The organism is Billgrantia antri (assembly GCF_017868935.1).
Taxonomy (GTDB): Bacteria; Pseudomonadota; Gammaproteobacteria; order Pseudomonadales; family Halomonadaceae; genus Halomonas; species Halomonas antri.
Map to the genome: position 1 here is coordinate 4140524 of NZ_CP053383.1, position 24007 is coordinate 4164530.

Annotated in this window: 18 protein-coding genes and 1 pseudogene; 5 read left to right on the forward strand and 14 right to left on the reverse strand. The window is 63.3% G+C overall.

Translation table 11 applies throughout. The annotated features are described in order from the left end of the window. Window positions 1-95 precede the first annotated feature (95 nt). The 6 genes from HNO53_RS19255 to dctP all read right to left on the reverse strand — a co-directional run bounded on the left by HNO53_RS19255 (window position 96) and on the right by dctP (window position 7181). Window positions 96-1163 (reverse strand): porin, encoded by a 1068-nt coding sequence (locus HNO53_RS19255; protein WP_209474380.1) that lies wholly within the window; start codon window positions 1161-1163, stop codon window positions 96-98. A 120-nt stretch (window positions 1164-1283) separates the two neighbouring features. After that, window positions 1284-2474 carry a thiolase family protein gene (locus HNO53_RS19260; protein ID WP_209474382.1) on the reverse strand — a complete coding sequence of 397 codons (1191 nt, stop codon included), beginning with the start codon at window positions 2472-2474 and terminating at the stop codon, window positions 1284-1286. Window positions 2475-2491: 17 nt separating this feature from the next. Further along, window positions 2492-4051 carry an acyl CoA:acetate/3-ketoacid CoA transferase gene (locus HNO53_RS19265; protein ID WP_209474384.1) on the reverse strand — a complete coding sequence of 520 codons (1560 nt, stop codon included), beginning with the start codon at window positions 4049-4051 and terminating at the stop codon, window positions 2492-2494. A gap of 115 nt (window positions 4052-4166) precedes the next feature. Next, on the reverse strand, window positions 4167-5465 hold the full coding sequence (locus tag HNO53_RS19270; protein ID WP_209474386.1) for a TRAP transporter large permease: 1299 nt from the start codon (window positions 5463-5465) through the stop codon (window positions 4167-4169). Window positions 5466-5470: 5 nt separating this feature from the next. After that, window positions 5471-5989 (reverse strand): TRAP transporter small permease, encoded by a 519-nt coding sequence (locus HNO53_RS19275; RefSeq protein WP_209474388.1) that lies wholly within the window; start codon window positions 5987-5989, stop codon window positions 5471-5473. Window positions 5990-6047: 58 nt separating this feature from the next. After that, complete coding sequence (gene dctP, locus HNO53_RS19280) at window positions 6048-7181, reverse strand: TRAP transporter substrate-binding protein DctP (protein WP_209474390.1); 1134 nt, start codon at window positions 7179-7181, stop codon at window positions 6048-6050. Between the two features lie 305 nt (window positions 7182-7486). Between dctP and HNO53_RS19285 the strand changes: the two genes are divergently transcribed. After that, complete coding sequence (locus HNO53_RS19285) at window positions 7487-8716, forward strand: serine hydrolase domain-containing protein (protein WP_209474392.1); 1230 nt, start codon at window positions 7487-7489, stop codon at window positions 8714-8716. A gap of 141 nt (window positions 8717-8857) precedes the next feature. Next, complete coding sequence (locus HNO53_RS19290) at window positions 8858-9586, forward strand: TorF family putative porin (RefSeq protein WP_209474394.1); 729 nt, start codon at window positions 8858-8860, stop codon at window positions 9584-9586. 40 nt (window positions 9587-9626) lie between these two features. Here HNO53_RS19290 and HNO53_RS19295 read toward each other — a convergent pair whose 3' ends face one another. After that, complete coding sequence (locus HNO53_RS19295; protein ID WP_209474396.1) at window positions 9627-10661, reverse strand: helix-turn-helix domain-containing protein; 1035 nt, start codon at window positions 10659-10661, stop codon at window positions 9627-9629. 17 nt (window positions 10662-10678) lie between these two features. Then, window positions 10679-12520: pseudogene (locus HNO53_RS19300) on the reverse strand (feruloyl-CoA synthase); the annotation flags it as partial. Window positions 12521-12842: 322 nt separating this feature from the next. Between HNO53_RS19300 and HNO53_RS19305 the strand changes: the two are divergent. Continuing rightward, window positions 12843-13301: a MarR family winged helix-turn-helix transcriptional regulator gene (locus HNO53_RS19305; RefSeq protein WP_209474400.1), complete on the forward strand. Its 459-nt coding sequence runs from the start codon at window positions 12843-12845 to the stop codon at window positions 13299-13301. 115 nt (window positions 13302-13416) lie between these two features. On the opposite strand, the gene HNO53_RS19310 is transcribed toward HNO53_RS19305, so the two are convergent. The 3 genes from HNO53_RS19310 to mdlC form a co-directional block, all read right to left on the reverse strand. After that, a complete protein-coding gene (locus HNO53_RS19310) occupies window positions 13417-14868 on the reverse strand; it encodes an aldehyde dehydrogenase (RefSeq protein ID WP_209474401.1) in 1452 nt (483 codons plus the stop codon). 165 nt (window positions 14869-15033) lie between these two features. Then, complete coding sequence (locus tag HNO53_RS19315; protein WP_209474403.1) at window positions 15034-16062, reverse strand: TRAP transporter substrate-binding protein; 1029 nt, start codon at window positions 16060-16062, stop codon at window positions 15034-15036. A 44-nt stretch (window positions 16063-16106) separates the two neighbouring features. After that, window positions 16107-17687, reverse strand: coding sequence for a benzoylformate decarboxylase (gene mdlC / locus HNO53_RS19320; protein WP_209474405.1), 1581 nt, complete (start codon window positions 17685-17687; stop codon window positions 16107-16109). A gap of 102 nt (window positions 17688-17789) precedes the next feature. Between mdlC and HNO53_RS19325 the strand changes: the two genes are divergently transcribed. Next, a complete protein-coding gene (locus tag HNO53_RS19325; RefSeq protein WP_209474407.1) occupies window positions 17790-18689 on the forward strand; it encodes a LysR family transcriptional regulator in 900 nt (299 codons plus the stop codon). A 102-nt stretch (window positions 18690-18791) separates the two neighbouring features. Here HNO53_RS19325 and HNO53_RS19330 read toward each other — a convergent pair whose 3' ends face one another. The 3 genes from HNO53_RS19330 to HNO53_RS19340 form a co-directional block, all read right to left on the reverse strand. Beyond that, window positions 18792-19211, reverse strand: a complete 420-nt coding sequence (locus HNO53_RS19330; RefSeq protein ID WP_209474409.1) for a YybH family protein — start codon at window positions 19209-19211, stop codon at window positions 18792-18794. 1038 nt (window positions 19212-20249) lie between these two features. Then, window positions 20250-22154 (reverse strand): 2Fe-2S iron-sulfur cluster-binding protein, encoded by a 1905-nt coding sequence (locus HNO53_RS19335; protein ID WP_209474411.1) that lies wholly within the window; start codon window positions 22152-22154, stop codon window positions 20250-20252. A 124-nt stretch (window positions 22155-22278) separates the two neighbouring features. Then, window positions 22279-22926: a glutathione S-transferase family protein gene (locus HNO53_RS19340; RefSeq protein WP_209474413.1), complete on the reverse strand. Its 648-nt coding sequence runs from the start codon at window positions 22924-22926 to the stop codon at window positions 22279-22281. Between the two features lie 153 nt (window positions 22927-23079). Between HNO53_RS19340 and HNO53_RS19345 the strand changes: the two genes are divergently transcribed. Continuing rightward, window positions 23080-24000: a LysR family transcriptional regulator gene (locus HNO53_RS19345; protein WP_209474415.1), complete on the forward strand. Its 921-nt coding sequence runs from the start codon at window positions 23080-23082 to the stop codon at window positions 23998-24000. Window positions 24001-24007: the final 7 nt, after the last annotated feature.

Below are 24007 nucleotides of genomic sequence, written 5' to 3' on the forward strand. Positions count from 1 at the left end.
TTGTTGCCCTCCGGCTGCCAGCAAAAAGGGGCGAATCATTGAACATCAATGATTCGCCCCAACGATTGCGATCGAAACAAGGGCCAGGTATTTCCTCAGAACTTGTACATCGCCATCAACTCCACCTGTTGCCCAGCCGGACGCAGCGGCATGGTCGTCGCATTGCGGTCGCGCCACTCGATGCCGAAGTCCAGGTTGGGCAAGTAGGTATAGATCAGATTGACGTTAACCATCTGGAGGGTGTCGTCGGCAACGGTCGGCGCCACCTCGTCCGCTTCCACCTGGGCATAGCGAATATTGCCCCGGAGTCGGTCACTGAAGCGATGGCTCAGACCGGCACTCAACCCTGTCGTACTCACCAGATCGCCAGACGCATCGACCTCCCCGCGTGCAGCGATTGTGCTGGGGTTCGTTGCCCCATTATACCCCCAGCCGGAGTAGACGTTGTTGCCTTTCCCCGTGTAGCCGCCCAGCGCAAGAGCGGTATCACCGAAGTTGAACTTGGCAGCGAGGGAAAACGCGGCGCCGAATTCCGAATCGTCGATGCCGGTCTCGACCTCCCGCCCGGTAACCGCGGCATTGAAAGCGTGTCCCGACTCGGTGCGGTAAGTGTAGGAGGCGACCATGTCCGGGAAATCGGCATCCTGGTAGACCGGATCCTGGAGACTGAAGCGGAAACCACCCGGTGTGTAGTGCAGCACCACGTCGGGTCGTACGACCGCGCCGCTACCGGAAACGCTTCCGACCCCCGTGCCATAGAAATCGAGAACCTCGACGTCAAATGGTGCATTGGCAAAGAACTGCCCCGACCAGGTCTGCCCGAGGGTAAAGTCGTCGACCTGGATGAAGGCGTGGCGCAAACGCATGGCGTAACTGGTATCCGATGCATCCGTGGCATTATCCCAGAAATCACCCTCTATGAAGCCCGTCACGCTATGGCCTTGAATGTCCTTGTCGACCTTGAAATTGATGCGTGACTGACGTGCACTGGCATCGAAGTTTCTGTCGCCCCCATCGGGGTCGGTAAAGATTCCCTCCGCCTTGACGTAGCCACCGATACTCAGATTCGCGCCACCGACCTCACCCAGATCCAGGGCATTCGCCTGTGCCGAAAAAGCGGAAAGCGCGACCGCCATGGCCAGTCTTTTTTTATTCAATTTCATTATTCATCTCCGTGTTGTTCTAGTTGACGTCTACAACGTGAAACCCATCTCCCTTGCTTTCTTGCATTCACACCCGCCGTCTCCCTTGGCGGGCTTTCCCGGTCGTAGAACCGGAGAAAATCAGCCCACCTTGACGATCAGCGCGGCCGCGGAGTCGCCTGCCGCGCAGCCGGTGACCAGGGCGTAGCCGCCGCCTTTGAGCGCGGTCTCCTCGATGGCTTCGATCAGCAGGCGAGCCAGCGTCGGCGCCTGGGGATGGCCGTAGACCAGCGAGGTGCCGTAGTTGTTGAAGGTGTGGGCATCGAGCCCCAGCGCCTTGGCCAGGTGCAGGTCGTTGGCGATGAACGGCGTGTGATTCTTGATCGTCTTGATTTGGTCGAGCCGGAGATCGGCGCGGGCGAGCGCGCGCTTGACCGAATCGGCCGGTGCCATCGGCATGTGGGCCGGCTTGGTGCGGGCATGGCCGTAGGCCACTACCTGCACGGCCATCTGTGGTTCGCGGCTGAGCTCAACGGCGCGCTCACGAGTGGTGACGACAATGCCGGCATTGGCATCGGCCGGGTGGGTCTGGGCCCCATAGGTATGAATGCCGTCCGGCTGAACCGCCCGCAGCCTGGCGAGGCCCTCGGCACTGGTCGCGGTCACGCCCTCGTCGGCCTCGACGAGCTTGGTCTCCTTGCGCGAGACAGCCACCTCCACCGGAAACATGTAGCGCTTCTGAAAGGCGCGCTCGTCGGCCAGCGCCTCGGCATACTGCTCATAGCGCCGCAGGGTCAGCTCGTCGGCCTGCTCGCGGCTGAAGCCATGCTCGCGTGCCACGTTCTCGGCGGTGGTCAGCATGTCCTTGCCGGTGGCCGGGTCGGCGGCGATGTTGTCCATGTTCCAGTTCTCGGCGATCACCTCGCCGCCTGGCCCGTTGGGATTCGGCCAGATGGTGTGCGGACCGTTGGAGGGCCGGTCGGCCAGCAGGCAATAGGTGGTATCGAAGCTGCCGGAGTCCACCGCCAGGGCGGCATTGAACACCGCCGTGGTGGCGGTGGCGCAGGCCTGGGTGATGTTCTGCCCCGGCGCCTGGCCGGCGCCCATCATGGCCGCGGCCCAGGGCGCGCCGTAGAAGATCGACTTCTGGCCCACCGACACGCCCAGGTAGAGGTAGTCGATGATGGCGGGGTCGATTTCGCGGCTGGTGAACCAGCGCTTGCTGGTGGCCGCGCCCAGCTCGATGGCGTTGACGTTGGCCAGGCTGCCCATCCACTTGCAGAAAGGCGTGGTGTAGTAGCCGCCGTAAGGGATGTAGGCGTTCTTGAACATGTCCGATCTCCTGATGTTCAGCCGCGTGCCAGGTGCACGCGCAGGCCGCCCCAGCGGGGCTGGAAGAGTTCGGCCGGCATTTCGCGCAGCTCTGTGGCGATGCGCGGCACGAAGTCCATGGCTGCGAGGATGTCGCGCTCGACATCGAGGCCCGGGGCAATTTCGGTGAGGGTGATTTCGCCATCGATCAGCTCGAAGACGCAGCGCTCGGTGACGAACAGCACCGGCTTGCCGGTCTGCTGGGCATAGCGGCCGCTGAAGGTGATCTGGTCGACGCGCTGGACGAATTTACGGCGGTGGCCCTCCTGGCGGATCTGCAGCCGGCCATCCTCCACCGCCAGCTCGCCGCCGTTGGTGAAAGTTCCGCAGAACACCACCTTGCGGGCGTTCTGACTGATGTTGATGAAGCCGCCAGGCCCCACCACCTTGTCGCCGAATTTGCTGACGTTGAGGTTGCCCTCGTGGTCGGTCTGGGCCAGGCCGAGGAAGCAGACGTCCAGCCCGCCGCCGTCGTAGAAGTCGAACTGGTAACCGTGGTCGATGATCGCCTCGGCGTTGTAGGAGGTGGCGAAGTCGCCGCCACTGGCGGGCACGCCGCCGTAGGTGCCGAGTTCGGTGGTCAGGGTCATCAGGTCGCTGACGCCCTCCTCCGCCGCCACGCTGGAAACCCCTTCGGGCATGCCGATACCGAGGTTGACCACTCCGCCCGGCACCAGCTCCATGGCGGCGCGCCGGGCGATCACCTTGCGCGGGTCCAGCGCCATCGGCTTGATACCGCCCAGCGGCACCTTGAGATCGCCGGAAAGCGCCGGGTTGTAGCCGGTGGTGATGGTCTGCATGTGGTGTTCGGGCTCGGCCACCACCACGTAGTCGACCAGATCGCCCGGCACCTTGACCCGCTGGGGATGCAGGCTGCCCTGCTGGGCCAGGTACTCCACCTGGGCGATGACGATGCCGCCGCTGTTGCGGGCCGCCTGGGCCATGGAGAGCTGCTCAAGGAACAGCGCTTCGCGCTCCAGGCTCAGGTTGCCGCGCTCGTCGGCGGTGGTGGCGCGGATCACCGCCACGTCCACCGGAAAGCTGCGATAGAGCAGCCACTCCTCGCCCTCGAGTTCGACCAGCTTGACCAGTTCCTCGACTGCGGCCGCGTTGGCCTTGCCGCCTTCGAGGCGTGGGTCGACGAAGGTGCCAAGCCCCACCTTGCTGAGCACGCCGGGCTTCTTGCCGGCGATGTGACGCCACAGGTGGGCCAGCACGCCTTGCGGCAGCAGGTAGCCCTCGAGGCGGTTCTCGCGGATCAGCTCGCCCATGCGGGGGGCCTGGCCGGTGTGCCCGCTGATCAGCCGCTTGACCAGGCCGGCATGTCCCAGGTGGTTCATGCCGCGTTGTTTGCCATCGCCACATCCGCAGCTGTGCGCCACGGTGAGATTTCGGGGCGCACCCGTCTCAAGGAATCGCCGCTCCAGCGCGGTGGCTACGGCTTCGGCGAAGCCGCACAGGCCGGCAGTGGACCAGATGACGGTGGCGTCATCCTGTATCAAGCCCGCGGCGGTGGTGCTGTCGATGACCTTGTTCACTCTCTCGGCCTCCTTGGGAGGAATTTGTGATTGAGAAATAAATATATTGTTTTATAAACAAACTATTTGAGCCGAAGGAAGGCTGACGATTGGCCGCGCAGCCATCCTTACTGGATCAGCCGCCGGTCAGCACCAGCACGATCTGGGGAAAGAAAACCACCAGCGCCACCACGACGATATCGGCCACCAGGAAGGTCGATACGCCACGGAAAATGTCCATCAGCGAGGCATACTGACCCGCCACGCCCTTGATCACGAAGATGTTCATGCCCACCGGCGGGGTGATCATGCCAATCTCCAGCAGCTTCACCAGCAGCACGCCGAACCAGATCAGACTCACGTCATACAGCTCGAAGACCGGGAGCAGCACCGGCAGGGTCACCAGCATGGCGCCGAAGGGCTCCATGAACAGCCCGAGGAAGAGATAGATCAGTACCACCACCAGCATCAGTTCGAGGTAGGAAAGCTCCCAGCCGGTCACCGCCCCGGTGATGTAGCCGGCCAGCCCGCTCAGACTCAGGAACAGCGTGAACATGCTGGCACCGACGCCGATGACCAGCAGCGACGAGGTGGTGGAAAGCGTCTCGAGCAGCGCGGCCTTCATTGCCCGGCCGTTCAGGCGCCGCAGCAGCAGGCCGATGAGGATCGCCCCGGCGGCCCCCACGGCACCCGCCTCAGTGGCGGTAAAGAACCCCGAGAAGAGGCCGCCGAACACCAGCACGCCCAGCACCAGCACCGGCCAGATATCGAGCAGCGCCTGTCGAGCGGTGATATCGCGGGCTCCCACGGCCTCCCGCGGCACGATGTCGGGACGCCTCCAGCTGACCAGCAGGATCACCAGGCTGTAACTCAGCGCCGTCAGCAGGCCGACAGTAATGCCACCCAGAAACACTTGGGTGATGGAGACCTGGGCGAACACGCCATAGACGATCATCAGAATGCTGGGTGGGATCAGTGCACCGATGGTGCCGCCGGCGGCAATAGTGCCGCAGGCGAAGCTCGGCTTGTAGCCGCCACTCACCATCTCGGGAATGGCGATGCGTCCCATGGCAGCCGAGCAGGCCACGCTGGAACCGCTCACCGCGGCGAAACCGGAGCTGGCGACGATACTCGAGATCGCCACGCCTCCGGGCAGCCAGCGAAACACCACCTTGGCGGCACTGAACAACCCGTTGGTGAGACCGGTGTGATAACAGACGAAGCCCATCAGCAGAAACATCGGCACCGCACTGAGCGTCCATTTGGCAATGAATTCGTACGGCGTCGAAGAGAGCATGCCGATGGCGGTGTTCCAGCCGAACATCACCGTCATGCCGCCCAGCGAAACGACCACCAGGGCGAGCGCCACCGGCACACGCAGTGCCAGCAGCAGCATGAGGATGGCGAGGCCGTAGAAGCCGACATCAACGGACATGGAGATCACCTTTCATCGGGCGTGCTGGAGGGGTGAACCGCACCTCTGGCCAGGAACGGCAAGCGCACCATGCAGACCACCGCCGCCAGGGCGAAGGCAACGGGCAAGGCGAAGTAGGTCGGCCAGACCGGCATGGGGAAGTTCAGCGACATCACGTAGGAGCCAATGGCGTATTGCTCCATTGCCTTGCCCCAGGTCGCCACGGCCAGGACCGCATAGACCGCAGTCGAGAGCAGCGATACCAGCACATCGGAAAGGCGCAGCAGCCAAGGCTTCATCAGCCCTTCCAGCGCCTCCACGGCAATCATCTCCCTGCGCCACTCCACCCAACCCAGCGGCAGCAGCGCCAGGGTGATCAGGTAGTAACGGGTCACCAGCTCGACGGTAGCGGGGATCGACACGGACAACGTGGTACGCAGCAGCACATCCAGGGTGATGTGGATCACCATCAGCAGGATACCGAGCGTACCCAGCAGTGCCAGGCCGACGGCGGCCCGGTTGGTGACACGATAGAGAGCGTCCATGGCGTGGCTCCGGCATCAAGGGGGCCCAAGGCCGGTGGTTCCGGCCTTGGGTGCGGCATCAGGTTCCGTAAGTGGAGAAATCCACCCCGTTCCAGATCTCGCGATTCATGGCCTCGGCAACCGCCTCGGGATCCGCGCCGACCTCCTCGATGATGCCGGTCCACTTCTCCACCAGCGACTGGAAACGCTCGATCTTGGCGGCGGCATCTTCTACGCCATGGCGGCTCTCCGCCTGCTCCGCGGCATAGATCAGATCTTCCTCGAGGAAAGCCTCGACGGCCTCCATCAGCTCGGGCTCGGGTTCCAGAATCTCGATACCGTTTTCACCTGCCACCTCGCGGGCCTCGTCAGCCATCTCGTAGCCCCAGCGTTGGGTGATGGCGGCAGACGCCTCGACCGAGGCATGGACCAGTGCCTCACGCTGATCGGCAGAGAGAGAGTCCCACGCCTGCTGGCCGACCGCATGGGAGATGGTGCTATGGAAAGTGCCCAGCTCGACATCGGTGACGTAATTCAGCACGTCATCCAGGCGAAAGGAGATGATATCGGCAACGGAAGCGATAGTGCCTTCGATCACCCCCTGGGAGAGCGATTCGTACGTCTCCCCTACCGGTATCGAGGCCGGCGACACGCCCACCGACTCTGCCCAGCGGGAATACTGGGGGCCACCCACCCGCATGCGCAGCCCCTGCAGGTCGTCGAGCGACCGTACCGGCTCGGTGCTCAGGATGCGGTAGAGATCCGAGGCATGAGAGCTGGTATAAACGAGGCCCAATTGCTTGAGCTCCTGCTGACATTCGGCACAGGTGACGATGTATTCGGTCACCGCCGCTCCCATGGCATGGGGGTTGGTGCCCAGGAAAGCCAGGTCGCCGACCAGGTTGATCTCGGGCAGGTCGGCCGGAAAGTAGGCAGGCAGGAAGAGCCCCACCTCCACCAGGCCACTCTTGATGGCATTACGCATATTGCCGATGTTGGCTACCTCGGTGCCCAGCAGGTTGCCCGCCAAGTCGCCATCGGTTTTCTCGGCCAGGCGCTCGGCGAATTCGGTGAACATCGGATCGTAGGCGGGATGCGCTGGCGGCACCCCGGGAGCCATGCGCAGATCGCGGGCCTGAGCCTGGACGGTCAGTACCAGGCTACCGGCAGTAGCGGCGACGGCAAGGGACTTGAGCAGCGTACGACGTGTCATGGGATACCTCAGCGGCTTATATTTGTTTGTGTGTAAAACAATAGTGCATGTCATCTATCTGTTGGCCGATTATAGTCCAGCCAGCAACCCCTCCCGATACCCGACTTTGGTATAGGAGACGTCACTAGCCGACTGGTGCGAGGTATGCCGGTTGAGTAGTGGCTCGGCTGGAAGGCCAGCACATACAGCTGTCCGCTGCCCTTGTTCTCTCTTTCGGCGACTCCCCTGCATCTGCAGAGGTTTTTTTCGACTTCCCCTTTCCTAGCATGGTCCTCGCACCTCTCCTCCCAAGAAAGGACGACCCCATGCGTAGCACCTACAAGAACAACGCCATCGCCCTTGCGGCACTGGCCGCACTCTATTCGACCGTTGCCCTGGCATCCCCCTCGGAAGCACCCGACAGCGAGTGGACAACCGAAACGCTGGTCAACTCCCGGGCCAACATGTTTTATCCCGACCTCAACCACCTGACGTTCCAGTCCCTGAGCAAGATGTTTGCCACGCGGGTGGTGGAAGCCTCGCCCACCCCATGGACCCTGGAAAAAGCCCCAATGGAGATCGATGGGACCTTCATGCTGGAAGGCGAGGAAGTCCCCCTCGAGGCGTTTCTGGAAGGGACGAAAACCAATGCCCTGCTCGTTCTCAAGGATGGAAAGATCGCCTACGAGCGCTATCGCAATGGTCTCGACGAGGCGACCCCGCACGCCGTCTTCTCGGTTTCCAAGTCGATCCTCGCGACCCTGGTCGGCTTTGCCATCGAGGACGGCAGCATCGCCAGCCTCGATGACAAGGTGGTCGATTATGTGCCGGCCCTGGCTGGCAGCGGCTACGAGGATGTCAGCATCCTCGATGTGCTGAGGATGCGCTCCGGCGTGGACTGGGAAGAGGTTTACGAGTTCGGCGGCACCACCCAGCTCACCGAGGTGCATGACAACGCCCTGGTCGCTTACCGCTACCGCTGGTGCGACTACGCGGCCACATCCTCCGAGCGCCAATACGAGCCCGGTGAGAGATTCAACTACTCGACCCTGGATACTAGCGTGCTCGGCTGTGTGTTGGAGGGTGCCGTCGGTATGACGGTGGCCAACTACATGACGGAGAATCTCTGGCAGCCCGCCGGCATGGAGTTCGACGCCTACTGGATCATGGACGGCCCCGAGTCCGTCGGGAACGAGTTCTACGGCGCCGGCTTCAACGCCACGCTGCGCGACCTCGGACGCTTCGGTCTCATGATGCTCAACCAGGGCGAGGCCAACGGCGTCCAGGTGCTCTCCGAGGACTGGGTGGAAGCCTCCACCGTTTCCGACCCCGGCTACGAGCGCATCTCGGCAGATGCTTCCATCGGCTACCAGTACCAGTGGTGGACCTTCCCTGACCGGAAAGCCTACTCGGCTATCGGCATCTACAACCAGTTCGTCTATATCGACCCGCAGAGCCAGACGGTGATCGTCAAGCTGAGCCACACGCCCGATGCCCAGGGCTGGGAAGACGACACCCTGGCCTTCTTCGAGAAGATTTCACACCTCACCCCTTAGTTGAGGCGAAGCATCCCGCACTCGGGAGGCCTCCTACCTGGGAGGCTTTCCGTCCCCTTGTGGGCTCAAGCCTCCCCAGTGCTCGCCCACAAGCTCTCGACTTGTCACGACTCGATAATTTCAACAATAGGGTAGAAAGACATGAACAAGACATCGACCTGGCTGGCCACCGGCATTTTCTGCGCCGCCTCCCTCTCTGCTCATGCCTGGGAAATCAATGACGATTTCTCCCTCTATCTCGATATCAAGGCCCTCAGCGACTATCGTGCCGGCGGGGTCTCGATGACGAGCAACGACTCCGCCCTGTGGCTCGATTCCACCCTGGTCCACAGCAAGAGCGGAGCCCATGCCGGCCTTTTCACCTCCAATATCGATTTTGGCACGGATGCCAACCGGGAGTTTGCCTACTACCTCGGCATCACCCGCCCCATCACGGAGAACTTGCTGGGCTCCTTCACGCGGATCGAGTTCGAATACCCCCGGGACAACCAGTTCAACTTCGGCGAGTGGATCGCGACACTCAGTGCTTACGACGTCACCCTTGGCGTCAAGTACAGCGACGACATGAAGCCCGATGCCAAGCGCACCATCGCCTGGCTGGAGTATGAACACGACCTCCCTCACGAGACGACGCTGAATCTTCGCTACGGGTTGACCGATCAAAGCCACGACATATATGTCGACGATGACGGCTCCCGGCGCAGTACCTATTACGACTGGGAAGTCGGTATCGGCAAGCGCCAGTGGGGGCTGGACTGGCGCCTGGCCTACATCGATACCGACCTTTCCAGATCCGAGTGCATCTCCGCCTTCGGCGCCAGCAACGTCTGTTCAGCGACGCTGGTGGGATCCATCTCCAAGCTTTTCTAACCGTACGGGAGGGTTGGTCTGGGGGAAGGCAACGCTTGACTCACTCGCCGCCGGGATAACGAAGCGCCGAGATCAGCTCCACCTTGTTGCTGACCCCCAGTCGAACGTAGGCATTGCGAAGGTAGGTCCTGGCCGTGGCGGGAGTAACGCCCAGCGTACGGGCCACCTCCTTGTAGGAGCTGCCCTGGGAGTAGAGCCTCGCGGCACTGAGCTCCCGAGGAGGCAGCAGGGAGGAGTGTCGGCGGGAGCACATCATCAGGGAGATCAGCTCACCGCACGGCTGCACCACGATCCCCTTCCCGCCCGCCGGGGACAATGTGCAGGGCGCACGCTCCAGCATGTCCGAGAGATTGCCTGGCAGGCGGGAGCCCTGCCAGTCGGCATACTCCTCGTCGAGGGCCGCTCCCACTTCCCTGCCGATGTAGAGCAGCTCCCCCTTCCTGCTCGAGAGCGCATAGTCGTCCCACTCGTTCGACATGCCATCGGAACGAACCGCCATCAAATAGGCTTTCCAACAGCGAGCCAGGTGCCGGACGAACTCCTCCATCAGCAGAGCATCGACATCGTCGAAGCCGAATCGAGACTTGCCTCGGTTGATCGACACGAAGAACAGCATCCCGCTGGGAGGGAAATCCAGCGTCACGGCCATGCTATGGTAGATGTCATGCCGTTCGCAGAACGCTCCCACCGCCGTGTTCGCCTCCTCCGGGCAGTCGCCCTGACACTCCCTGACGGCCTGGCCCAATCGAGAGATCGAAGCGTTCGCGAATCGGTCGAGGGTGGAGATGTCGTTCCACTCCTCGGCGAACGAAGGGCTCAGACCCAGGCTGCCATGCATCAGGTTCTTTGCTGGCGCGTCCTGCGCAGACACATACACCTGCCCCCACCACGCCGTATCGAAACTCACGACATTAGCGAAGCCTTGAACGGCTTCGTGCAGCCAGCTTCTCGATGCCGGGCATCTGGGTATCTCGGCCAGGCCAAGCACTTCGTGGCTGAAGCGCTGCAGCACCCTCACATCGACCGCGGAACCACATGCACTGCTGTTGTTATTGTCCATATGGGTATCGCTCATGTCGCTACTCTGCAGATTCAATCGAACCGTAACACGACCTGCGGCGGTGGCTCGCGATAAAGCGCCTCGACAATGGCGGCCCGGTTGTCCAGCACGGCGCGCTGGTTGATCGAACCCTTGTCGGTGATCTCGTGGGCATCCAGGCGCGGCGGCTCGTCGAGCAGCACCAGACGCCGCACCCGGGTGGAACTGCCCGTACTGTGGGCGTCCAGGTCACGCAGCATCTGCAGGAAGCGCTCGCGCACGGCTGCACTTGCCAGCACCGCGGCGGCATCGGCCTCGCTGCCCAGCCCCGCCAGCTCGCGGCACTTCTCCAGGTCCGGGAACACCATGACCGAGACATAGGGTTTGTCGAGCCCGGCGATCACCACATCCTTCACATAGGGGGCGCCGGCTTCGATGATGCGTGCCCGCAGCGGGCCGACACTGACCCAGGTGCCGGTATCGAGCTTGAAGTCTTCGGAGATGCGCCCGTCGAAGCGCATGCCGCGCTGGGGGTCGTCCGGGTCGATGAACTTGACCGCATCGCCCAGGCAGTAGTAGCCCTCCTCGTCGAAGCTCCTGGCGGTGACCTCGGGCTGGCGCCAGTAGCCCGGCATCACGCTGGGCCCTTTTACCCGGCACTCCAGCTTGCCGCCGTTGGGCACCAGCTTGATCGTCACCCCGCGCGCCGGCAGGCCCACCACGCCGGAGCGGGACTCCTCCAGCGAGGCGAACATCGCCGAGGGGGCGGTCTCGGTGGCACCCAGGCCGGTCAGCATGCCGACCTTGCAGCCCAGGGTCTGGACGGCCAGGCGGTCGAGTTCGTCCCAGATGTGCTGGGAGAGCCCCGCCGCGGCGAAGAACATCAGGTTGAGCCGGGAGAAGAAGGTCTCGCGCAGGGAATCCTCGCGCTTGAGGTAGTCCACCAGGATCTCGAAGCCCTTGGGCACGTTGAAGTAGACCGTCGGGGCGATCTCGCGCAGGTTGGCAATGGTCTTCTCGAACTCGCCCGGCACCGGACGTCCGTCGTCGATGTACAGGCTGCCGCCGTTGTAGAGCACGATGCCGACGTTGTGGTTGCCGCCGAAGGTGTGGTTCCAGGGCAGCCAGTCCACCAGCACCGGAGGCTCGTCGCGCAGAAACGGCATCAGCGAGGCCAGCATCTCCTGGTTGGAGCAGAGCATGCGGTGGGTATTGATGACGCCCTTGGGCATGCCGGTGGAGCCGGAGGTGAACAGGAACTTGACGATGGTATCGGGGCCGACGGCCCCTCGGGCTTCATCCACCGCCGCAGTCACGGGAGTATCCAGCAATTCGTTGAAGGTGCCCATGGGGAAGCCTTCGGCCTCTACCGCCACACAGTCGCAGTCGGCCGGCTGCACCGCCGCCAGGGCGGGAGCGAAGTCCTTGGCCTTGTCGACCATCAGCAGGCCCGGCGTCAGCAGCTCGACGATATGGCGCAGCTTGCCGTAGTCGCGGCTGACCAGGGAATAGGCCGGCGAGATGGGAGCGAAGGGAATGCCCACGTACATCGCCGCCAAGGCCAGCAACAGGTGTTCGATGGAGTTGCCGCTGAGGATGGCCAGAGGCCGCTCGACGCCCAGACCGTGGTTCAGCAGCCCCTGAGCCAGCCGGCGCACCCGCGCCAGGGTCTCGGCATAGCTCAGGCGCTGCCACTCGCCTGCACTGTCTCGCCGCGCCACGAAGGTACGGTCCGGCGCCTCTTCGGCCCAGCGCTCCAGGCATTCGAGCAGCGTATCGGGATAGTCGCCGAGGGGCTCCTCGATGCTGAGCAGTTGAGTGCCGTCGCCACGCAGGGTCAGCCTGGCCGTGGCGGTGCCCAGACGGACATTGCGAAAGGAAGGGGACATGGGACGCTCCTGCTGATTGTGATCGTTGTCTTAGTCGAAAGGGGCATCTCGCTACCCTAGGCGGGGGAGCCTTGGTAACATGGGTCCAGTATTTTTTTAAACTGTTGCACAGTCAAACATTTAACCAATATAACATTGTGCCCTGAGACATCCGGAGGAAGGCGACAAAACCAACGAATATCAAAAGGATACGGACACAATTCGACAGCGGGCGCCATGCCCGACTGCGACTAAAGTTGATGCCTCCACAGGCCATTCAGTCGCTATCCGATCGCTATTCGCTGCTTGCCACCCTCGTAGCTCACCCAATGCCAGAGCCGACCAATCTATGAGCAACGACGACCAGAACGGTATCGACTACTCCATGCTGCAATCCCGTCTCGGTTACAAGCTGCGCCGGGCACAGCTCGTCTACTTCGACGTGTTCTTCGAGGCTTGCGCCCAGGAGGGCATCACGCCCGGTCTGTTCAGCATCCTCGCCATCATCTATCACAACCCGGGGCTGACCCAGTCGGCGGTTTCGACCGCCCTGGACGTGGACCGCTCCGCCATGGTGGCGGCCATCGACAAGCTGGAGAGCATGGAGGTGGTGGAGCGGCGCAAGTCGAAGAACGACCGTCGCTCCTATGCGCTCTATCTGACCGATAAGGGCAAGGAGTTCACCGAGCGGCTCAACCGCAAGGTCGCCGCAGGCGAAGACAACTTCGACAGCTTCATGAAAGAAGGCGAGCGCGAATGGCTGCTCGACCTTCTCGACCGTATCATCGAGCGCCGGAAGGGTAGCTGAACCGGGCCCGGGACGCCGCCCCGGACCCGTCAACAACCTCGCCCGCCCCACCGGCTGTGGATAAACTCAGTGGGCGCGGCTAGATGGGCTGTGCCGCAGCCAGATGGCGCCACGGCTAAATGGGATAGTGTCGCGGCCCCAACTGCACCGTGATCCAGCGCAGTTCGGTGAACGCTTCGATGCCCGCCTTGCCACCGAAGCGCCCATAGCCGCTGGCCTTGGTGCCACCGAAAGGCATCTGCGGCTCGTCGTGCACCGTCGGCGCATTGATATGGCAGATGCCCGAGCGGATGCGCCCGGCCACCTTCATCGCTCGCGCCGTGTCGCGACTGAACACCGCAGCCGAGAGACCGTACTCGCTGTCGTTGGCGATGCGAATCGCCTCCTCCTCGCCCTCGACGCGGATCACCGCCACCACCGGGCCGAACGACTCCTCGCCGTAGAGCCGCATCTGCGGCGTCACGCCATCCACCACCGTAGCCGGCATGATCACGCCATCGGCCCGGCCGCCGGCGGCCAGCCGCGCCCCGTGGCTCTCGGCATCGTCGAGCAGCGCATTGAGCTTCTCGCCCGCTTCGGCGCCAATCAGGGTACCCAGCGCATTGCCCTCGCCCCGCGGGTCGCCGGCCTTGAGCGCCGCGGCACGGTTGGCCAGCCTGTCGACGAAGGCGTCGGCCACCGAGGCATCGACGATCAGCCGCTCGGTGGACATGCAGATCTGCCCCTGGTTGAAGAAGGCACCGAAGATCGCCGCGTCCACGGCGGCGTCCAGGTCGGCATCGTCCAGCACCAGGAACGGCGCCTTGCCGCCCAGCTCCAGCAGTACCGGCTTGAGGTGGCGGGCCGCCTTCTCGGCGATGATGCGCCCCACCCCGGTGGAGCCGGTGAAGTTGATCCGGGCCACTTCGGGATGAGCGATCAGCGTCTCCACCACCTCGGGCGCATCGGCCGGGGCGTTGGTGATGACGTTGACGATACCCTCGCCGAGCCCGGCCTCGACCAGCACCTCACCGATCAGGTGGTGGGTCGCCGGACACTGCTCCGAGGCCTTGAGAACCACCGTGTTGCCGCACGCCAGCGGTGTGGCCACGGCCCGGGTGCCGAGGATGATCGGCGCGTTCCACGGTGCGATGCCGACCACCACGCCGCAGGGCACACGCACGCCCATGGCCAGGTTGTCGGGTACGTTGGAGGGAATCACGTCGCCCTGGATCTGGGTGGTCAGTGAAGCCGCCTCGCGCAGCATGCCGGCGGCCACCATCACGTTGAAGCCCGCCCAGGCCGGCGTGGCGCCGGTCTCGTCGACCATGCGCTCGATGAACTCGGCCTGGCGCGCCTCCATCAACTCCGCCGCCTTGAGCAGCTTGGCGCGGCGCTCGCCGGGCCCGCTCTGCGACCAGGTGGCGAAGGCCCTGCCCGCCGCGTCCGCTGCTGCCTTGGCATCCTCCACCGAGGCTGCTGCCGCCGTGGTGGTAACCTGGCCGGTAAAGGGGTTGGCGCGTTCGAAGTTGCGCCCCTGAGACGCAGCCTTGGCCTGGCCGCCGATCAGCAGTTCGAGGGTCGTCATGGGTCTCTCCATTGCATTATTTTTGGCATCGGCTGCATTCATTTTCGCCGAAGCCAACCGCTGCATAAGGCAAAATCAGTGGGATTAATTGGACTTTCCCCGGATCCCGCCAGAACTTTAGTCGTGTACCGGGCTAGCGCTGCCACTCAGGATGGCGGTTGCGCCTCAGCGGGGCTCCACGGGGCACTCGTCGCGCAGCTCGAGGGCGCGCTGGTAGATCTCGCGTGCATTGTCGAGGCCCCGCTCCTCGAGCCGCTTGAGGTAACTCTCGGTGCCCTCCTCAAGCGGTCCTGACCACTCAGGGTCGTTGAGCGGGTCTTCGACGACGTGGATGGTGTCGCCCTGGGCCACGGCTTCCTCGCGCCCGGCCTCGTCGAGCGCGTCGAAGACCCGCCCCGCCTGCTGAGCCCAGGCCATGCCGCTGTTCTCGTCGATCACCGCCTGCATCTCGGGTGAGAGCCGCTCAAAACTCGCCTGGCTCATCGTCGCCACGATGGCGCCGGCGTAGTACGGCACCTGCAGGTGGTAGTTCGTCAGCTCGTTGATGCGAAACACCTTCATCGCCTCCCAGGGAAAGCTCAGGCCATCCATCACCCCGCGCTGCAGCGAGGTGAAGATATCCGGCGCCGGCATGCCCAGCGGCTGGGCGCCCATGCTGGCGAGCATCTCGCCGGCCACCTCGCTGGGGCGGCGGATGCGCAACCCCTCGAGATCGGCCGGCGTGCGGATCTCGGTATCGCGGGTATGCAGGTAGGCCGGTCCGGTGGTGAACAGGAACAGCACGCGGGTATCGTCGTACTCCCCGGCGATGTCCCCGTCATCGTAGAGCGTCTGCAGGATACACGCGCCCTGGGAGGCACTGTTGACGATCCCCGGCAGTTGCACGATCTCGGTGAGCGGGAAACGCCCGGCGGTATAGCCCTGCAGCGTAACGGCAATATCGGCGATGCCGTTGACCGTCGCGTCATAGGCCTGGTTGGCCTTGCTCAAGGTCTGCGAGGGATATATCTCGACCTTGAGCTCGCCGCTGGATTCCTGCTCCACCCGTTCGGCCCAGGCCCGGTATATCTCCTGGTTGACCGCCGAACCCTCCGGCCATAGGTGCGCCATGCGCAGGGTGGTTTCCGCGCCGACCGAGGCGCACAGCCCCAGTGCGGAAGTGGCGAGCAGCAGGCGTGAGATGGCGTGTTTCATGACGGTGACCTCTCTTGTCGTTGTAGTGATGGCGTTATGTCGGATCAGGTGGGCAGGGTCGGCACCTCGATCAGCAGCGGCCGATCCATAGCGAAGCCCTCCCGCAGGGCCGTTTCCAGGGCCTGCCGGGAGTCGGCCAGGCGCGCCTCGACCCCGTAGCCTCGCGCCAGCGCACAGAAGTCGATGCCCGGCACGTCGAGCCCGGGGGCATCGTCCACGGCCATGTGGCGGGCGAAGCCGCGCAGGGCGCCGTAGGTATCGTTCCGAAGAATGAGCAGCACCACCGGGATGCGGTACTGCGCAGCGCTCCATAGTGCGGTGATGGCGTAGCTGGCCGAGCCGTCGCCGATCACGCCGATGACTTGGCGCTGCGGCTGGGCGAGCTGCACGCCGAGCGCCGCCGGTAGGCCGAAGCCGAGCCCACCCGCAGCGGGAAAGAAGTAGCTGCCGGGCTCACGCATCGCGACGCGCTCCCAGAAGATCTCCACCGTCGAGGTCGACTCCTTGACGTAGATGGCGTCCTCCGGCGCCAGCGCATCGAGCATGTCGAAGACGTTGGCCGGGGCCAGTCGCCCCTCGCCGTCTTCGGCCGGGGCCGGCCTCGGCAGCGGCTCGGGCATGGACCGCTCGCTCTGCACGATGTGCGGCAGAAGCGCCTCGAGCGTGGCATGCACGTCGCCGACGAGCGCATCGCCCATGGGCGCGCGGGCCGCCTCGTTGGCATCGCCAGTGACGTGCACCAGCCGAGCCCCCTCGGGCAGGTAACGCCCCGGCGCGTACTTGTGATAGCGGAACACCGGGGCGCCGATGACCACGATCAGGTCGTGCCCTTCCAGTTGCGCGGTGATGCCCGAAATGGCCGCCGGCAGCACGCCGCGGAAGCAGGGATGGCGATTGGGGAAGGGGCAGCGCGAGGCGGAAGGCGCCACCCATACCGGCAAGCGCAGGCGCTCGGCCAGCTCCACGGCCAGCCCGTTGGCCTGGCGCGCATCGACCTCGGGCCCCAGCACCAGCACCGGGTTGTCGGCGGTATTGAGCCGCTGGGCCAGCCGCTCGAGCTGAGCGGGTGACGGTTCACCGGCGTGGGCGATCTCACGCTCGACCACCAGCTCGGCATCGTCGTCGGCTTCCCGGTCCCAGTCGTCGTGGGGAATCGAAACATATACCGGGCCGCGCGGCGGCAGCGAGGCACTATGGATCGCCTGGCTCAGCGCACGCGGCACGTCCTCGGGGCAGGCCGGCTCGTAGCTCCACTTGACCAGCGGCTTGGGCAGCTGCGGCGCCTCCACGTTGGCCAGCATCGACTCCACGCCGATCATCGAGCGCGCCTGCTGACCGGCGGTGATCACCAGCGGAGAATGCGAATACCAGGCGTTGGTCAGCGCCCCCATGGCGTTACCGGTGCCCGCCGCGGCGTGCAGGTTGACGAACGCCGGCCGCCCGCTGGCCAGCGCATAGCCGTCGGCCATGCCCGCCACTACGCCTTCGTGCAGGCCGAGCACGTAGCGGAAATCCTCAGGGAAGCCCTTGAGAAACGGCAGCTCATTGGAGCCGGGGTTGCCGAAAACGGTGGTGATGCCCTGGCGGCGCAGGAGCGAATAAGTGACGGCGTGAACGCTCGGCATGCTTGTTCCTTGGTCTTGTGCGTATTGCCTTCACGCTAGCCGCCGCTGCTACAATCAAGCAAATTGATAGTTTTTCTATTAAAAATAAAGCGCATCTATTTTATGAACCACATTGACCTCAACCTCATGCGTACCTTCGTGCTGCTGTACGAAACCGGTAGCGTCACTCTCACGGCCGAGCGGTTATACGTCACCCAGCCTTCCGTCAGCTATGCGCTGGCCCGGCTGCGCGACCTCTTCGAAGACCGCCTGTTCGTGCGCACCCGCCAGGGCATGGAGCCCACCATTGCCGCACGCCAGCTCTACCCCTCGCTGCGTGATGCCCTGCAACAGCTCCAGGACACCATCGAGAGCAGCCGCGAGTTCGATCCCGCCACTTGTACCCGCCGCTTCCGGCTGGCGCTGACCGACCTGGGCGAGATGGCGCTGCTACCGAAGCTCATGCGGCACCTGCATGAGCAGGCGCCGCAGGCAGAGCTGGAAGTGGTACCGCTGGAGATCGAGCACGCCGAGGAGTGGCTGGTCGCCGGCCGGGTCAACGCGCTGATCTGCAGCCGCCCTCTGACGAGTACGGCCATTTCACGCCATGTGCTGTTGCAGGACCGCTACGTATGCCTGCTCAACCAGGAACGCTTCGGGAAAGGCCCCCTGACTCGCGAACGCTTCATCGCCGCGCGCCACGTCGCCGTCACCTCATCGTCCGGGCATGGCTTGGCCGAAGAAGTGATGCGCCAGCAGGGCATTCAGCGCAAGGTAAGCCTGGAAATTCCGCACTTCTCGGTACTGCCACGGGTGCTCCACGACAGCGACCTGATCGCCATCATGCCGCTGCAGGTCGCCGCCAGCTTCACCGAAGGTTCCCCGCTAGTCATTCATGAACTGCCCTTTCACGTGCCCGAGTTCGAGGTCGCGCTGCACTGGCAGGCCCAGGCCAGCCGCTCCCCCTCACAGCGCTGGTTCTGCGAGAGCATCATCGAGGCAATTGGGGAGCGGGAGGGGTGAGGCCAGGCCACTAAGCCTCCAAGATTCGACATGCGCCTTACGCTCTTTGAATGCTAGCACCAAAACTCAGCCGCACGACAAAGGTTCGTCGGGCTGAAGCACCTAGTGGGGCGTATTACTCTCGACATTCTGGCCAGGCTGCACGCGCGTATTATGCCCAGCACACAACCACCAGCTGTCTTGCTTGCGAACAAATACGTATAGGCAGCGTTCGTCAGATTCCACTTCAGTACCATCTGGAGAAGTTCGCGTGAGCCGCACATGAGCGTATGCAGCATCCGAAGTAACAAGCTCCATACGTTCTATAATATATTTGAACTTGGAGTTACGAAGGGGTCCTTCGAGAAAACCCTTATGAACGGGATGTAGAGCGTCCAAGCCCCTTACGATGCCACCGTTTGGATTTCCCCACGAAACATCGTGGGTAAAATAACGGTTGTATTCCACTGCATCGTGAGCATTCAGCGAGCGCTCAAGTTCTGAGATGAACTGCTCAAGCGGCTTTGTATCCGTAACACTCATAACACCACCTTGATTTAGCCTGCCCAATACCGCCCATCGCTGATGGAAAACCGGAGCGAAGCATGGATTTTGGCATCCGTTGCCTGGCTTGGCTAAGCGCTCTATCGGATGGTACAGACATCATCGATATCCACCGGGTCGCAAGAGCACAGACTTATACCAGATCAGATCTTTATTAAGCGTAAGAGGAAGCTAGAGGCCCTGCAAATCCCGGTCGCATAATGAGAAAAATTGTTTCGAGCGAGCCCCTCTTGCAGGTCTTTGACGAAAGTCTCCGATATCGACAAGATCGGCGAGAGGTACGCCCTGGTCCCAGCGGCGAGGGTCAGGCGCGGCGCGATAGACCGTCTCGGTTTCCGGTAGCCGCGCCGCGGCCAATCGCGCACGCAGATCCTCGAGGTCGGCATCGGTTGCACGGGCTTCGAATGCTTGAACATCCCTGTTTAGTCGATTCATGAGTTTGTCCCATCAGCCTCGCTGGTTCTTCGAGAGCATTAATGCGGCGATAGGGGAGCAGGAGAGGTAAGGGCAAGAGTTACTCGTTGATTACTTCCTCTCGCTCCTGTTTATATTCACTATATGTTTTGCCGGCCTCCTCCATGCATTCATCATATTGAGAGTGTGGCAGCTTGGAACATTCATAACGGTTGCTCGCCTGAATGCCCTCATAAGCCCCCCGGCTTGTACAGCCAGCCAGTATGCAAAGCATGATAAAAAGAAGTCCTTTTTTCATCACCTTATCCGATTTCCATTTTTGCGTAATGCCGCCCGCAGGCGTCGAGGCCCGAGCGGCAGCCGTGGGAGATGCGGCTCAGGCTCCTCGGATCCGGGTTGGGAAGCCATGGCTGCAACCGCTACTGTAGCAAGAACACACTGGATGGATAGCAGGAGGTCATAGGTCTGTCGAGACATCCCCTAGACCTGACGATACCGCCGCCGCCTGACAGAGCCCTCCGAACCCTGGACGAAGGACGAGAGGCCCATCACGGTATGCCCGCCCATGGTCGTGTTATTGCGCCCTCCTCCGTGCGCGTTATCTCACAGGCCGATTTCGATATGTTCATCCATCGGGACCGCACAGCAGGTCAGCACATGGCCTTCGGCCGGGCTGACCAGCGGCTTTCGTGAATAGTGAACGTTTCCCAAGAGCAGGCGCGTGGCGCAGGTACCGCACTTGCCCGAGCGGCAGCTGTGGGAAGGCTTCAGTCCGGATGCCTCGGCGATTTCCAGCAGCGTGCCGCTCTGAGCGGTCCATTCGGTCTGGACCTTCGAATGGGCGAAAGTCACCGTTGCGCGCGTCGGCAGTTCCGCGGTCGCCGCTTTCTCTTCGGTATCGTCGAGTTCGCCCGCGCCAAAGAACTCATAATGGATATGCGAGCGGTCGATGCCCATGTCGCGCAAGCCGCTATACAGCGCTCGCATGAAGCTCTCAGGGCCGCATAGATAGAACTGGTAACCACCGAAAGGGAGCAGGTCCGCGAGAACCTCCATGCTCAGCCTCACCTCGATATCGTGAGTGTGGCCCAGGCTGTCTTCCGCTCCCGGTGCCGAATAGGCGGTGAAGAGATGCAGCCAGTCATACTGTCGAGCGAGAGCTTCGAGCTCGCCGCGAAATGCCCGGCTGGCGCTGTTCCGGGTGGCATGGATGAAATACACCTCGCGCCGAGGCGCCCCGCTGCGCTGCGCACTCACGAGCCCGTCGAGCATTGCCACCATGGGCGTGATGCCGACGCCGCCGGAGAGCATGACGATGGGCTGGGTACCTCGATCCAGCACGAAGTCGCCCGCCGGCGAGGCGACCTCGATCACGTCTCCACTCTCGAACCGGTCATGCAGCAGGCGGGAAGCCCGACCATGCGCTTCCCGCTTGATGGAGAGGCGGTAGTCGTGCCCGTTCGGTGCCTGGGAAATCGTGTAGCTGCGCAGAATCGGGCCGTCATCGTCGTGAAGCTGGATCGGCAGGAACTGCCCTGCCTCATGCGGCTCGATCGGGCCGCCGTCTGCAGGGGTCAGATAGAAAGAGGTGATGGCGTCGCTTTCCCTGCGTTTCGATACGATCCGGAAACGACGATAACCATCGCGCTTGAGCGCGGCCAAGCGCACCTCATCCCAGGTGCCGGTGGCCTCGAGTGCGGGCCACGGCTCGGCAAGCGTTGCGGTCACCGGCAAGGTCGCGGTGGCATGCCAGATCTCTTCCGGCTGCACATCGACGATGCGCTCGGCCCCCGCGAAAGCACCCGCGTGCTCCGCGCTCCAGTCGATGCTGGCACGGCCGGTCAGCACGACCGCCTCGCCGGTTTCGAAGTCCGGCACGAACAGGCCGACGCGGCCATCGCCCTCGATGTTGCCAAGCGTGTTGAACATGCGGTTGCCGGAAAAGTCGGGAAAGGAGAGCGAGCCGTCGTCGTTGATGCCGAGAAACCCCGGCCGCCCGCCGCGGTGCGACGCGTCGACCCCGGCGCTGCCCCCCTCGAGCGGACCGGCGGCCCGGGAGGCGATGAAGAAAGTGTCGGCGGATTCGATGATGCGGCGGACGGTCGGGTCGGCCAGGCTGCTGCTTCGGCCGGCGGCGGCCGAGGGCTCGGCCCTGGCAACGGTCTGGGAGCGGGTCTGAATGTATTGCGGGCAGTTCCCGAAGCTCTGGTCGACCGCGAGGGTAATCGCATCACCCGAGGCGTGTCGCACCCGTCCATTCATCCGATTGCGACGCCGATTGGATAGGTCGACTCCGACGAGCCCAACGCTCGACCCAGGCGTCAACATCAGACCCAGTTCGTCGGCAAGAACCGGGGCGCGTTGCAATATCAGCGTATCCGCGGAGGGAGAGGCCACGAAGCCAGGCGGCCCGAAGGCGGGAACGCACCAGGGGCGACCCGCCGGGTCGAGCAGTCCGAGAAACAGCATCGTCAGGTTCTCGAAGAAATCGCGGTGCTGCTGCGGCATCGCAGGGCGCACGAAGCCTGCCGCACTCTCGAGCCAATCGCTGGAGACTTCGGCACGCCGCTGTACCGCTCGCTCGCCGGCGTGAAAGGTGTGATCGTGCTGCGCCATGCAATGCCCCTCTCGGTCAGGCGGTTTCGGAAAGCGGCGTACGGACCATGCCGACAAAGCCTTGCTGCGCTTCGATCCTGGTCAGCCAAGCCCGGATCGATGGGTAAGCCTCGAGGCTGACGCCGCCTTCGGGCGCATGGGCGATGTAGCTGTAGCCAGCCACATCGGCGATAGTGATCGTCGGCCCGGCCAGGAAATCGCGGCGTTCCAGGATCGGTTCCATTTGAGCAAGCAAGCGATGCGCCGCCGCCTTGGCGCCTTCATGATCCAGCGCTGCGCCGAAGACAGTCACCAGGCGTGCCGCGCAAGGGCCACGCGCGATCTCGCCGGCAGCCACCGACAGCCAGCGCTGCACTTCCGCGGCACCCGCAGGGCTTTCAGGCAGCCAGTCGTGGCCGGAGGGATAGGACTTCACCAGGTAGACCAGAATGGCGTTGGAATCCGACAGCATCACGCCGTTGTCATCGATGGCGGGGACCTGCCCGAAGGGACTGATAGCGAGAAACTCGGGCGCCTTGTGCGCGCCGTTCACGAGATCGATATCGACGGTCTCATAGGGCAGGTCGAGCAGTGCCATCATGAGTTCGACACGATGGCTATGACCCGACTTGGGGTGGCGGTACAGCTTGATCGGGGCGGCTTGGGCGGGGAAGTTCGGGTTCATGCTGGGACTCCTGTGAACGAGACATGAGGCTTTTGAGCTCAATGTGATGAGCTGTTCACGAGGATATTGCTTTCCAAAAAACCGCAGTAGATGGCAAAGTTGAAATTCTACCTTCCATTATTTGGAACCAAGGTAACCTTGGTTGAGTGGCCCATGCCCGACAGACTCCAGACGATGGCCATGCTGGTCAGAGTGATCGACGAAGGCAGCATCACGTCCGGCGCCCGAGCCCTGAGAATGCCCATCGCTACCGTTAGCCGCAGAATCTCCGAGCTGGAAGCCGACTTGAACGCCGAGCTGGTTCAGCGCTCTCCTCGGGGGCTGACGTTGACCGAAGCGGGAACGGCCTACGTGGCGGCGTGCCGGCGGATCCTGGAAGAGGTGGCCGAAGCCGAACGTTGCGCTTCCGGTGAGTTTTCGGCCCCTCGGGGTACGCTGACCCTGACGGCGCCGATCGTCTTTGGACGTCTGTATGTCCTGCCGGTGGTCACGGCTTTCCTGCAGTGCCATCCGGAGGTGAACATTCAGTTGCAACTCACCGACCGCCCGATGAGCATCGGTGAGGAGCACATCGATATGGCCGTGCGTATCGGCCCACTACCGGATAGCGGTCTTATCGCTCGGAAAGTCGGCGAAGTACGCCAAGTCGTTTGTGCGAGTCCCGCCTATCTCGACGAGCATGGCAGGCCCGCTGCGCCAAGCGATCTCGAGAGGGCCTCCTGCATTACCTTCGATCAGTTGCTGGCCATCCAGGCCTGGCGCTTCGAAGCGGAAGGGGAGTCGCTGCGGATTCCTGTGCAGGCACGCCTGACCGTGAACACGGCCGAAGCGGCACTGGATGCTGCCGAGGCGGACCTCGGCCTTGCCCGCGTTCTCTCTTATCAGGCGGCACCGAGGATCCAGGCCGGGCGCCTGGAAACGGTACTGCAGGCGTGGGAGCCAACGCCCTGGCCGATCCACCTGGTTTACGAGCGCCGGCCGCTGCTCCCACAGAAGCTGCGCGCCTTCATCGATTTCGCGGTGCCTCGTCTCGAGCAAAGCGTGAAGGCCGGGTTTGCTGAGACTGACCGCTGATCACCCG